The sequence below is a fragment of the Lysinibacillus sp. BPa_S21 genome (genome assembly GCF_023337795.1).
GTDB lineage: Bacteria > Bacillota > Bacilli > Bacillales_A > Planococcaceae > Lysinibacillus.
The window spans coordinates 273,789-287,048 of record NZ_JALIRS010000002.1 but is presented as its reverse complement, the minus strand read 5'-3'; the positions used below and the strand labels follow the sequence as shown (position 1 = coordinate 287,048).

General features: G+C 36.3%; 13 protein-coding genes. 6 read left to right on the top strand and 7 right to left on the bottom strand.

The genetic code is table 11. The features are described 5' to 3' along the window. Window positions 1–22: 22 nt before the first annotated feature. Together MOK21_RS04600 and MOK21_RS04595 are read right to left on the bottom strand one after the other, a co-directional pair. The gene (locus MOK21_RS04600; RefSeq protein WP_249072793.1) at window positions 23–1,399 is read right to left on the bottom strand and encodes an MATE family efflux transporter; all 1,377 of its coding nucleotides are present in this window, start codon (window positions 1,397–1,399) and stop codon (window positions 23–25) included. 19 nt (window positions 1,400–1,418) lie between these two features. After that, the gene (locus tag MOK21_RS04595) at window positions 1,419–1,898 is read right to left on the bottom strand and encodes a DUF6530 family protein (RefSeq protein ID WP_249072792.1); all 480 of its coding nucleotides are present in this window, start codon (window positions 1,896–1,898) and stop codon (window positions 1,419–1,421) included. 248 nt (window positions 1,899–2,146) lie between these two features. Here MOK21_RS04595 and MOK21_RS04590 point away from each other — a divergent pair, with 248 nt between their 5' ends. The 3 genes from MOK21_RS04590 (at window position 2,147) to MOK21_RS04580 (ending at window position 3,665) form a co-directional block, all read left to right on the top strand. After that, window positions 2,147–2,524 carry a hypothetical protein gene (locus MOK21_RS04590; protein ID WP_249072791.1) on the top strand — a complete coding sequence of 126 codons (378 nt, stop codon included), beginning with the start codon at window positions 2,147–2,149 and terminating at the stop codon, window positions 2,522–2,524. Between the two features lie 33 nt (window positions 2,525–2,557). Further along, window positions 2,558–3,100, top strand: coding sequence for a TlpA family protein disulfide reductase (locus MOK21_RS04585; protein WP_249072790.1), 543 nt, complete (start codon window positions 2,558–2,560; stop codon window positions 3,098–3,100). 61 nt (window positions 3,101–3,161) lie between these two features. Then, entirely contained in the window at window positions 3,162–3,665 is a 504-nt protein-coding gene (locus MOK21_RS04580) for a DinB family protein (protein WP_249072789.1), read from the top strand. Between the two features lie 162 nt (window positions 3,666–3,827). Here MOK21_RS04580 and MOK21_RS04575 read toward each other — a convergent pair whose 3' ends face one another. Continuing rightward, window positions 3,828–4,832, bottom strand: coding sequence for a nucleoid-associated protein (locus MOK21_RS04575; protein ID WP_249072788.1), 1,005 nt, complete (start codon window positions 4,830–4,832; stop codon window positions 3,828–3,830). Window positions 4,833–5,271: 439 nt separating this feature from the next. Between MOK21_RS04575 and MOK21_RS04570 the strand changes: the two genes are divergently transcribed. Genes MOK21_RS04570 through MOK21_RS04560 form a run of 3 tightly spaced genes read left to right on the top strand, consistent with a single transcriptional unit; the run spans window position 5,272 to window position 9,147 of the window. After that, the gene (locus tag MOK21_RS04570; protein ID WP_483869390.1) at window positions 5,272–6,825 is read left to right on the top strand and encodes a spore germination protein; all 1,554 of its coding nucleotides are present in this window, start codon (window positions 5,272–5,274) and stop codon (window positions 6,823–6,825) included. A 25-nt stretch (window positions 6,826–6,850) separates the two neighbouring features. Beyond that, a complete protein-coding gene (locus tag MOK21_RS04565; protein ID WP_249072786.1) occupies window positions 6,851–7,948 on the top strand; it encodes a spore germination protein in 1,098 nt (365 codons plus the stop codon). Next, window positions 7,945–9,147, top strand: coding sequence for a Ger(x)C family spore germination protein (locus tag MOK21_RS04560; protein ID WP_249072785.1), 1,203 nt, complete (start codon window positions 7,945–7,947; stop codon window positions 9,145–9,147). Before MOK21_RS04565 ends, MOK21_RS04560 begins: the two co-directional genes overlap by 4 nt. 94 nt (window positions 9,148–9,241) lie before the next feature. Here the strand turns inward: MOK21_RS04560 and MOK21_RS04555 are convergent, their stop codons facing one another. From MOK21_RS04555 to qoxB, 4 genes are all read right to left on the bottom strand, one after another. After that, window positions 9,242–10,099, bottom strand: coding sequence for a DUF6612 family protein (locus MOK21_RS04555; protein WP_249072784.1), 858 nt, complete (start codon window positions 10,097–10,099; stop codon window positions 9,242–9,244). A 320-nt stretch (window positions 10,100–10,419) separates the two neighbouring features. Further along, window positions 10,420–10,704: a cytochrome aa3 quinol oxidase subunit IV gene (gene qoxD / locus MOK21_RS04550; protein ID WP_249072783.1), complete on the bottom strand. Its 285-nt coding sequence runs from the start codon at window positions 10,702–10,704 to the stop codon at window positions 10,420–10,422. Beyond that, complete coding sequence (gene qoxC / locus MOK21_RS04545; protein WP_249072782.1) at window positions 10,704–11,303, bottom strand: cytochrome aa3 quinol oxidase subunit III; 600 nt, start codon at window positions 11,301–11,303, stop codon at window positions 10,704–10,706. The genes qoxD and qoxC overlap by 1 nt, the downstream gene beginning before the upstream one ends. Window position 11,304: 1 nt before the next feature. Continuing rightward, a complete protein-coding gene (gene qoxB / locus MOK21_RS04540; protein WP_249072781.1) occupies window positions 11,305–13,248 on the bottom strand; it encodes a cytochrome aa3 quinol oxidase subunit I in 1,944 nt (647 codons plus the stop codon). Window positions 13,249–13,260: the final 12 nt, after the last annotated feature.

Below are 13,260 nucleotides of genomic sequence, written 5' to 3'. Positions count from 1 at the left end.
TGTCTACAGACACTATCGTAAATTACTCGCTGAGCATTGCTTTTAATGTTCGTTTTTGCCAGCCTAGCTTGAAGTATGCGTATTGTAATACAAAATGTACACAGAAGGCAGTAGGGTAAGCAATCCAAACGCCGTTTAGCTCGAATGAAGTGTAGTGCGATAAAACAAACGCCAATGGTACCTCGACTACCCAAATTGCGATGACTAGGAAAATAGTAGGCCATAAGACAACGCCTGTAGCTCGCATTGTAGCTGAAACGGTTTGTGTATGGCCAAAAATTAAATAGCTCCAAAACGCGATATATAAATAATCCTTGGCGATCAATACTGTATCCTGTTTATCAATAAAGAAAGACAGAATAGGTTCCGCAAATAAATACATTATTAAAATAATCGCGCCACCTAAAATATAGTTAACGAGCACACCTAATTGACGAATTTTTTTAATCATATCTGTAGAGTTAGCCCCTAAAGCTTGTGCCACAAATACAGATGTCGCAATAGCAATACTCATTGCTGGCACCTGTGCATAGCTAGCGACTTGATTGACAACACCATATGCTGCAGTGGCATCGGAGCCGTAAACATTCACGAAGCCTATTACAGCAATTTCTGCTACAGAAATTGCAACCATACTAATACTTGCTGGAATGGCTAACTTTAATAGTGAAGATAAAATATCCTTCTTCAATTTAAAATGCTGTAAAATCGATTTGTCTAAGCGCAAAATATGCTTTGTTTTATGCAAGTAGGCAAATAATAATAACATTGTTACCAGATTGGACAAAACAGAGGCATAAGCAGCGCCGTTTAAGCCAAACTCAGGCAGACTAAGCCAGCCAAAAACTAATGGTGGAAGGAATGCGATATTTAGAATAACACTTATAACTAAAAATAGAAATGGTGTTTTAGAGTCACCGACACCACGCATAAAGGTTGTGTACACCAAATACCAAAACATTATCGGTAGAGTGAAGAATAAAATTTGAGCATAGCTAATACTCATATCTAAAATGTTAGCAGGTGTTTGCATAAAACGTAAAATCCACTCAATGAAAAAGCCACCAAAAATTGCGACAACAATTGATAAAATCGTCGTAAAGGCTAGGGTTACCCCAACAACCTCCTTCATCTTCTCATGATTGCCAGCTCCATATGTTTGCCCTACTAAAATCGAGCTACCTGAGCCAATCCCAATAGCAAATGCCATTAAAAAGAAGAAGAATGGAAAGAATGCAGAGATTGCCGCTAGCGCATCAACCCCTAAATTGCGCCCAACTATAAACATGCCAAAGACTTGCCCTAGTGACTGCAGCACATTCGCGAGCATTACCGGGATTAAAAAGTTAAAAAAAGCTTTTTGCAGTTTCTTATCATCATGTAAAATTTGTTGGTCCATTTTTATCCCCTCTTGGGTTTTAATAACCCATTTCCTTTAAAAGATGTGATAGCGTACTCAAGCGTTCACCAATTAGTTCACTATCCGCACTTAAAGCTTGACTAAAGAGCCGAATATCCTCTTTAATTTGTTCATTTTCCGTACATACTTCCACTGTCATTGCATCCCCTTGTAAGCCAACACGTTTAATAACAGGGTTTTCTTCATCATATAAATGATCGTAGCGATAAGCTTCCTTAAAATGAAGCTGAGATTCACATACTAAAATAGCGAGGTCAAGCACGCGATGAAGTGGTAATTCCTCCGATTGACGTGACCATTTACCTCCTGTATGACGCCACACTTTAGCCGAAATATCAACCTTGCCTCGGTCATTCCATTGAGCTAAGCCTAGTGACAGCCCTTGCGCATCTGTATGATAAGCGGTACGCCCGTCAATATTGGCATAATTTTCAGCAACAATTACAGGTTTATGCTTTAAATGTGTAGGTATTTTCATTAATTGCATCCTCCTTTGTTAAAGTTTTAGTAATTTAGTAAATTACTGCATTAGTAAATATAGCATTGGACAAATTTGGATGTCAATCTTTATGTGGGAAATTTTCCATCGCATGATTCTCATCAACAAACTGGATAGCTACTACAATTTATAGAGAGTAGACCAATTCAATTAAATTGGTTAAAATGGTAATCTATTTATATAATGGTAAAATAATATGAAAATAACGAATGAAAGGGGGGAAGAGGGTGAGGATCCAATCTACAAATAATCATTACATAAATACGATAAAAAAAGATCAACTAAATAGACTATCTCCAGATTTATTTTTAGATAAAAATAAACAAAGCAAAGCAAAATATGAAATTAAAAAAGAAGATGGTTATATTCGTCATTATGTAACAAAATTGAATGGCGAAAGAGTAATGATTAAAGAAATCAAATTACCAAAGAGACAAGATACAGATCAAAGCACAGGCGAGATGCCCGATGTTTTGATAGATAACCTATTAAATCAATTTACCAAAACTTTAGATCATCAAACATCTGATGAATTACTAAAAACAGGATTGGCTGGTCAGAAAGCTAAAGAAAAATTAATGTTAGCTTATCGAAATTCAATCTAGGAACTTTAAGAAAAGGGTATTAGGTGATCATTTATGCAGTTTAAAAAGCGTTTAGGTTTGTATTTCTCAGCTTTGTTAGTCATATTACTTGTAGGAATTGTTGTGAAAAATGTATTGATAAAAGAAGAAACAGTTAATCCACTAGTAGAAAATGAAGATGGATCAAAACAGCTTGTTTTTGATGCGAAATTAACACGATTAGACGAATCATCAACAACATTTAAAGAATACAATGGAAAGGTTCTAATTGTTAACTTTTGGGCATCTTGGTGTGACCCATGCCAAGAAGAGGCTCCTGAATTAAGAGATTTTTATAATAATAAACCAGATAATGTTGAGTTGTTAGCGATCAATGCAACTTCTAAAGATAGTAGTGAAAATGCCAAGAAATTTCAAGAGTCATACAATTTGAATTTTCCTATATTTCTTGATTTAGATGGTACACTTCAAAAATCATTTGAAGTAATGGCTTATCCAACAACTTTTATATTTGATGCTAAAGGTAAATTATTGCACACGATAAAAGGATCGATAAATCAAAAAGAAATAAACAATTATATTGAAAAGCTCTACTAATATTTTACGATGAGAGCGCTTTTCTGTTATCGACGCTTTTTAGAAAAGAGGGGGATTTTTTATGTATCAGAGTTTAAATGATTTTTTTAAGTCTTGGGCGTTCGAAGTAAATTGTACAAAGAGGTTATTGAACAATCTAACTGATGAATCTCTTAAACAGGAAATAACATCTGATCATTGGACTTTAGGACGTATTGCGTGGCATACAGTTACTGCAATTCGCATCATTACTTCAAATACAAGTTTATCATTTGATGCTCCATCTAAAGATTATCCTGTTCCTACTTCAGCACAATTTATTGCAGATAGCTATACCCAAGCTAATCATGCGTTTGTGGAAGCGGTAAAAACAAATTGGACTGATCAAACCCTTCACGAGCCCATCAATTTTTTCGGTCAAGAAATGCGAATTGGTACACTGTTAATGTTTTTGATTCAACATCAGAATCACCATCGAGGGCAAATGACAGTTCTTATGCGACAGGCGGGATTAACTGTCCCAGGCATTTATGGTCCAGCTAAAGAGGAGTGGGCAAATTTCGGTATGGAAGCTCCAGAAATGTAAAACTAATTAAGGTGTATTTTAACTTCTCTCAGCGGGTGTCCAATCATTCGCTGAAAGAAGCTAAAGCCTCCGGACGCCCCCGAAGGGAAATCAACCGCACGCTATGATGAGGAGCAAAAAAGAGACTTCCCCTGACAACTTGGAAAGTCTCTTAAAACTTAATTATAGTTCTTCATGGAAATAAATCTTATAGAATTTTCGATTTGTAGATTCATCATAGCCTACTTCAATTAGTTCATCCACTTGCTCGATATCCTGGACATTCACCTGAATTTCAATATTAGAATCAAGTTTAATTTTGCGTTTATATTTTTTCTCAGCCTTTTCAAGTGCGCTCTCAGAAATAACGGTTTCATAAGGTTTTACCGAATTGATAATAATATCTTTCTGTGTTGGCTCCGCATGTTCAAATACCGTATCAATATAATCATTTACTTGAAATTCATCTTCATTTCTAAAGTAATCAAGCGTTTTATTTAAAAGCCCTAGTTTTTCAGTATTCGTAAAGTTCTCTTCTTTTAAAATATATTTTTTGCATTCTACTAACGCTAAATTCGTTTTGTAGTAATGTTCATCAGCGGCTCGTATTTTTAAAAATCGTTCTTGCCAGTAGATAATATCTTCTTTCCTTTTCGTTTTCATAAAGACAGCAGGAGCCTCATCCGTTCCCATATCTACGATAATGGCCATGTTATTGATTTTCTTTACATTAATCCCATCAATGCCATTGACGACCATTTTGTTGTGGTCGTTTTTTACATCTAAAAACATTTCTTTTTCATCAATTTTAACGATGGCGATTACTTTTTTAGCTTCTGTAGCTAGAAAACAATTGTCAAATAGTCCAATAAATAATTCGCCACTTTTAATGTTAGGATGTTGAGATACACTATGTAAGTGTTTTGCAATGTTGATTGATTGTTCAAGGAAACTAGTCTCTTGATCAAAAATTGCCCTCACATATGTGTACACCTCATTTAATCCAATATCTGTTTCATGAAAAAATTCGAATTGCTGTTCCAAATCGATTTTGCTAAACGCTAGCTGTGTAAAAGCTGCCTCTAGCATGACCTCTGGCTGTGATAATGATTCCTCACCTAACACGAGAGTATCATCAATAAAATGTATAATATATTGTGCTAACTTACTTTCACTTACTTCTAGCATGTTTTCCACCTTCTAAAATAGCATTGTAGATAATATACCATAACATATCTAGAACTATATTTTAATGTATTTTATTACTAGTTCAAAATGAATAGTGATGACCAACAGAAATCTTTTGCACAACAATGGCGAAAGATTTTTTTGTTTACCGTAAAAAGGATTTTCACAGCCGATACAGCTTTATTCATGACAAGCGAAAATGTTAATGAAATAAGTTTAAAATGCTGTTGCATAGATAATGATGGAACTATATAAATCGTGAAGCTGTAATTCGCTTTATTAACAGCTTAAAAGGGTGATGAATATGTGGGGAAAAATCTTATCCTACATTCCAGAATGGAAAGTATTTATGCAAGGTTTTATTGTATTTTTCATTCCTTATATTATTTTCAAATTGTTTAATGGAATAGTATCTAAACAAAAGACGCATGAAGATGAAATGAAGGAAATAAACGATCAAACTAACCAAAAGGTTGAGCTCGAACATCAGAAGTCTTCCCAAGGGTCCTATGATCATTATACGGGTGATTTCAACTTAGATGTTGAACTTGTAAAGAATGAGATTGGCCATAACTGGGATGTGCATGTTAGGGAGTTTCACATAGGGAACACAGATATTCGAGCAGCCATTATTTTTCTTGATGGGCTGTCAGATAAAGAACTGATTGATAAACATATTTTGGCATCTTTAATGGGGAATGTTTTAAAGAAAGATGAGCAGGAGTCTATTTATGAAAAAGGAGTCTTTTTACAGACGTTTATTAAAAATGAAGTTCTTTCCGTTAGCGATATAACAGAAGAGTATGATGTAAAGCAATCGGTAGGCAAAATATTATTAGGGGCGACCGCCTTGATAATTGATGGAATACCCAATGTATTAATGCTCGGGACGGTCAAAGGGAAATCGCGCAATTTTGAAGAACCGGTCTCGGAAGCATTGGTTCGAGGTCCAAGATTAGGCTTTACAGAAACGTTAAGTGATAATACAGCTCTTTTGAGACAGCATGGTGAAAATAGTGATTTATCCATTATCAATTTCCAGGTAGGTAAACGGACAAAAAAAGAATTGGTTATCGCCTATATTCAAGAGATTGCAGATCCGAACTTGATCGAAGAGGTAAAGAAAAGGATTCAATCAATAACTATTGATGATGTTGCGGAATCGGGCTATGTAGAGCAATTAATAGAAGATAATTATCTCAGTCCTTTTACACAAGTTCAGAATACGGAACGTCCAGACCGTGTTTTTGCTGCCTTGATGGAAGGAAGAGTGGCAATTTTATTAGATGGGACACCTTTTGCATTAATCGTGCCAGTGACATTTAGTATGTTATTGCAATCACCAGAAGACTATTATGAACGATGGTTGCCAAGTACACTCATTCGACTATTACGTTATTTAGCTGCAGCTATTACGCTTTTTGCACCGTCCTTATATATATCGTTTGTCTCGTTTCATCAGGGGTTAATTCCAACTAAGCTAGCATTGTCAATGATGGGAACAAGGGAAGGTGTACCGTTTCCTGCAATCATAGAGGCACTAATTATGGAAGTAGCGATTGAAATTCTACGAGAAGCTGGGCTTCGTTTGCCTAAACCTATTGGCCCTACAATGGGAATTGTCGGCGGGCTTGTTATTGGGGAAGCTGCTGTACAAGCAGGGATCGTTAGCCCCATTATGGTAATTGTTGTTGCGTTAACGGCTATTTCTTCCTTTGCTATTCCGCAATATAACGCGGGAATTTCATTGCGCATGCTTCGTTTCGTAGCAATGTTTTTTGCTGCTTTATTTGGTTTATATGGGGTTATCCTGTTTTTCTTACTTCTTTGTAGCCATTTAGTGAAATTGAAGAGTTTTGGCATCCCTTATGTTAGTCCGACGGTTCCTTATAGAGCGAGTGATTGGAAAGACTTTATGGTTCGTATGCCACTTATGATGATGAAACGTCGTCCGAAGATGTTGCATACAAAAGATTCTAGCCGTCAGGATTAGTCACTAGGAAAGGAAATTAACTGGCATGATGATGAATTCACAAGACAAAATTACGCCTTCACAAGCAGTTGTTATCCTCGTTAATTATATTTTGGCTACAGGAATACTTACCTTGCCGAGAACATCTGTTGAAAAGGTGAAAACACCGGATGTATGGATTAGTGTTTTTCTAGGGGGAATAATTGCGATAATTGCAAGCTTAATTATCGTGAAATTAAGCCAAAAGTTCCCTGAAAAAACCTTTTATCAGTATAGCCAAGATATTGTAGGGAAATGGATAGGTTGCTTCTTGAGTTTGCTTATAATAGTCTATTTCTTTACAATTTCAGCATTTGAAGTCAGGATAATGGCAGAAGTAACCTCACTCTTTCTGCTCGAAGGAACACCAACTTGGGCTATCATTTTGCCCTTTATGTGGATAGGCCTCTATTTGATTAGTAGCGGAATCAACGGGATTGCTCGACTATTTGAAATAATTTTTCCTATCACATTTGTACTCTTTTTATTGGTGGCTTTTTTGAGCTTAGGAATATTTGAAATAGACAATTTACGTCCGGTATTAGGGTTGGGTGTTATGCCAGTATTAAAAGGAGTAAAGACAGCAACTCTCGCATTTTTAGGTCCTGAAATTATGCTACTGCTTGTTGCATTTATGAAGAAGTCAGAGAAAACGAAAGCAGTAAAAGTCGTTCTTGTCGGTTTAACGATTCCCTTAATTTTTTATGTCATCACTGTTGTAATGGTAATAGGCGCTTTAAGTGTTAAGGGAGTTGTCACGAGAACATGGCCTACATTAGAACTTATGCGAAGTTTTGAAATTCCGGGGCTAATCTTTGAACGATTTGAGTCTTTTTTGCTCGTGATATGGATCATGCAAATATTCGCCACCTTTACTATTACCTATTTTGCCGCTGCATTAGGGTTAGCTCAACTCTTTAAAAAGAACATACAACCTTTTATATTCGGGTTGCTACCGCTTATTTACATTATTTCTATGACGCCTAAAAATATCAATGACCTCTTTAAGTTCGGCAATATGATTGGCAATACTGCATTATTTTTATTTGGTGTTCTTCCCATAATCTTACTTATTATTTTGAGGTTGAAGGGTGGGAAAACATGAAATTAAACTATATGAAAGGACGATTTAAACTAGGTTTGCTGTTATCTTTTATACTTCTACTTCTTACAGGGTGTTGGAGCAGTAAAGAAATTGAAGATTTGGGTCTTATTGTAGGTACCTCGTTAGATTTAGAAACAGATACTAATTCTAGGGAGGAATCGGAGGAACAAGAAGCTAGGAACTCTAACAAAGAGCTGATTACGATTACGAATCAATTCGTTACCTCGGAGACAACTGGTTCCGGTCCAAAAGAAGGTAAAAAACAACAAGCTTATAAAAACGTTTCAGAAACCGGTGATGCGGTTCTTCCTACTTTACGTAATATGATACTAAAAAACGACAAACGTGCCTTTGCAGAACATTCAAAGGTTATTGTCATAGGAGAGGATTTTGCAAGTACATTCAATTTAAAGCAAACAATGGATTTTTTTCTAAGGGAACTAGAAATGAGACCAAGTGCGCTTCTGCTAATCGCTAAAAATCATGCAAGTAATATTCTTGAATCGAACGAACCATCTAAAATTCCTGCCTTTCAACTAGTTGAGATGATGAAAGGACATAAAAAAACTACTAAGATAATACCACCGATGACATTTGCAAAATTAGAGGGAAAATTATATTCAGAAGCCAGTTTTTTGTTGCAGAGTGTAGTTTCAGAGAACGATGAAATAAAGTTTGTCGGTGCAGCTGTGATAGAAGGGAAGACAAAAAAACTAAGAGGTTTTCTTACGGGAAAAGAATTAGAGGGTATAACGTGGATAACTGGAAAGGGCAAAGGAGGTTTAGTAACAAGTTTTTATGAAGAGACAGATCAGCCGATTATATATGAAATAATTTCAACGAAAAGTAAAATTATACCGCATGTTGATGGAGAAAATATCTCATTTAATGTGAAAATCGAATCTGAAGGGCGGATTGCTGAGCATTGGGTTCTTTCAGAGAAAACATTTGACAATAAGTTTTTGAAAAAAGCAGAAAAGGCTACTGAAAAAGAGGTAGAACGTTTGGTAAAGAATGTTTTAGATAAGATACAACATGAATATCAAACGGACGTATCAGGATTTGGGACAAGATTGAGAATAGAGTATCCTAAAGTATGGGAAAAGGTAAAGAAAGATTGGGATCAAATATTTAGCGGGGTACCGATTCAGTGTGAGGTCAACATAACGATTAAAGATTACGGGACTTCAGGGGAATAAAACGTATATGCCGTTTTAAAGTCTCAGGATACGCTTGACGCAAATATAAAAAAGAATCTGCGTACATAAAGTGTGCAGATTCTTTTTATGTTGTTTACTGTGCAATTGATTTTGCTTTATCGATAACTTCTTGTGGAATGTCGATTGTTTTTAAGTGGTTGAAATCAGTGTATGTCACAACTGACTTTGTTTTCATTGATAGTTCTTGATCTTCAACTTTCATTTTTAGATCGAAATTCATATCCATTTTATTAGTATCGAAAGTCTTTTTATCGATTTGTAGAATGTAATGAATTTTATCGATTGTTAATTTATCAAGTGGATTTTCTTCAAGACCCATATCTTTCATTGATTTGTTAATTTCAGAATCGATCAGTTCTTTAAATTTATCGCCCTTAGCGTCTAAAGTTAAGACATATGAATCATCTGTTTGTTCGAATTTGAAATCACCGATAAAGTCTTTAAGCTGTTCTAATTGTGCCTTAGCGTCTGCAGATGATGCTGTTTGTTCGATCATTGCATCAAATTGGTCGTCGGGTAATTTAAACCAGCTTTTAGATGCTTCATCTTTCATGAAAAAGCCTTGATCCTTCTTCATGTACATATCAATCGGCATTTCTGTATTTTTGCCTTCATCAGCCATATCTGGCATTGTCATTGTGCCTGATAAGTGCATAGCAATTGGATCGGTAACTACATCCATATCCATTTTCGAATCGATGCTAAACTCCATAGATTGTTCACCTGATCCAACCTTGGATTCTTGAGTCATCTCCATTTTTGCACTTGCGCTTTTAACGTCGGCTTGGCGTTCTACCGCTTTTTCATACACTTGTTCTAAAGTGAGTTTACTTGTTTTAGTTGTGTCTTTCGTTGGTGTAGCGCTACTATTACAAGCAGCTAGTGTAAGTGCTAGTGCGCCAACACTTAAAACTTTAAAAAATTTGTTCATACTTTCAGCTCCTATTCTTGGTAAAAACAATATCTACTAGTATACATTACAATAATAGTAAAAGTTTCGTTATTTAAAAAACAGTGCTAATTCAATGTTAAAATAATAGTAAATACCTAACGTATACCTTTATTTATAAGTCTTCTTACTCATGATTAATCTCAAGGAAATTGGTACATCAATAGTAACTCTCTTCAATGGACGTCCATAGTAACTCATCTTGGCGCAAGGGGAGGGGGGTGACAGTAGAAGGATTTGATGTTGAAAAAAATAGAAAAAGAAAAAGCCGAGAAAATGATATCATTTTCTCGGCTTTTTTATCAATTATAGCCCCAGATCATTGCAAATAATGTACCTAGGATTGTCACAACACCTACGAACACTGAATATAAAATCGTCGTATATAACGTTTTCTTGTCTTCAGATTCACCGATGTGCATGAATAATACTAATTGTACAGTTGCTTGTGCAAGAGCAGTTACAAGTAAAATACCAAATGCCATGTTAAATGACATATCAAATTTTACAACAGCTAAAGCAACAACTGTTAGTAATAGTGAGAAGCCGAAGCCCATCACGTGTTGTTTTGGGAATAATTCCTTCATCAGCTAATCAGTCCTTTCAAGTAGACGAAGCTGAAGATGAAAATCCAAACAACGTCTAGGAAGTGCCAGTACAGTGAGAAGATGAATGCTTTGTTAGCCGTTTGTGGGTTTAAACCACGGCCAGCTACTTGGATTAAGATTGCAACGCCCCAGAAGAAACCGAATGTTACGTGGGCACCGTGCGTACCAAGTAAAGTCATTAATGCAGATAAGAATGCACTTGTTTGAATTGTTGCACCTTCATCAACATATGTGATAAATTCATCAATCTCAATGCCTAAGAAGCCAAGACCTAATAGAAGTGTGATGATGAAAAATGCCATCATCGCTTTTTTATTGCCAATACGCATTGCGTGAACACCAAGACCAATTGTGAAACTACTTGTTAATAATAAGAATGTTTCCCATAATACTGGTGTTAATTCGAAAATCTCAGCGCCATTTGGGCCACTACCAGTACGTGTTTGAAGTGTGAAATACACTGTAAATAGTGTGGCGAATAATACGATTTCGGCGCCAAGGAAAACCCAGAAACCGAAAATTTTCAGGCGATTTTCTTCTGTACTATATTCTAATGGAAGTGAAGAATCGATTTTCATATTATTTATCACCTCTCAAGCTTTTCTCAGTTGCCATAACTTCTTCAACTGAAATGTATCGACCATGATCTTTTTCAAATGAACGGTGAATCATGAAGCCGAATACACCAATCATACTAATGATGGCTGGAATCCATAGATTAAATACAGCGAAGAATGCTGCAAGGAAGAAGAATCCGCTCATCCAGAATGGTGTGCCAGTGTTGTTAGGCATGTGAATCTTTTCAATTTTACCGGCTGTAATATCGCGACCTTCTTTTTTCGCGAACCAGTATTCATCTAAACGAGTAACAGTTGGAACTACTGCAAAGTTATATTCTGGTACTGGAGAATGAGTAGCCCATTCTAACGTACGACCATCCCAAACATCTGCTTTTTCATTACGAGGCATATGTTTCCAGCTGTAGTAAATGTTATATACGATTAACGCAAAGCCGACAGCAAGACCGATACCACCGATGAACGACAGCATGTTTAATGGACCGTAACCAGTTGACTCAGAGTAAGTGTACATACGACGAGCGTAACCATCTAAACCTAAAATGAATAGAGGGAAGAATGTTACGTTAAAGCATACTGCGATGAACCAGAAACCAGCTTTACCTAGTTTTTCATTCAAACGGAAACCGAACATTTTTGGCCACCAGTAATGGTAACCTGCAAGTACACCGAATACTGTACCTGGAATTAATACATAGTGGAAGTGGGCAACTAAGAACATCGTATTATGATATTGATAGTCGGCACTTGCCATTGCAAGCATTACCCCTGTAACCCCACCAATTGTGAAGATTGGAATAAAGCCAAGTGCATAAAGCATAGGAGTAGTAAATTGAATTTTACCGTGTCTCATTGTGAGTAACCAGTTAAATATTTTAACCCCTGTTGGAACAGCGATTGCCATTGTTGTAATAGAGAATACGCTGTTTACCATTACACCGTGACCCATTGTATAGAAGTGGTGGGCCCATACTAAGAATGATAGTAATGAAATAACGACCATACTCATAACCATTGATTTATAGCCGTATAAGTTTTTACGTGCAAATGTAGCAATGATTTCAGAGAAGATACCGAAAGCAGGTAGGATAACGATATAAACCTCAGGATGTCCCCAAACCCAGAATAGGTTGGCCCAAAGCATATCCATACCACCATTTTGCATTGCAAAGAATTGAGTACCGAATTGACGGTCTAACATCATTAAAGCAAGTGCTACAGTTAAAACTGGGAATGCAAATACGATAATAATGTTTGTAATTAAAATTGACCAAGTGAACATTGGCATTTTCATTAATGTCATACCAGGTGCACGCATTTTAATGATTGTTGCGATGAAGTTAACACCAGTCATTAACGTACCAATCCCTGATAATTGTAAAGCTAAAGAATAGTAGTTGTTCCCAACAGTTGGACTGAATTCTGTCCCAGCTAGTGGGAAGTAAGCTGTCCAACCAGCATCAGGTGAACCACCAATGATAAATGATAGGTTTAGTAAACCACAACCAGCTGCAAATAACCAGAAGCTGACTGCATTCAGACGTGGGAAGGCAACGTCACGTGCACCAATTTGCAGTGGGATAACAACGTTCATTAAACCAATTACGAATGGCATAGCCATGAATAAAATCATTAATAAACCGTGTGTTGTGAAAATTTCATTATAGTGTTGTGCATCAAGAAGTCCATTATCAGGAACTGCTGTTTGTGCACGCATTAATAGTGCATCGATACCGCCACGGAATAGCATCAAAAGTGCTACAGCGATATACATAATACCGATTTTTTTATGGTCAACAGTTGATAGCCAGTTTTTGTAGAAATAGCCCCATTTTTTGAAATACGTAAGGCCAGCTACAATAACCACTGCTCCAACTACGATACTAATAGCTGCCGCTAAAATCATCGGTTCTTGCATAGGATGGAATACTTCTTCCATACTCATTGGATGCGCTCC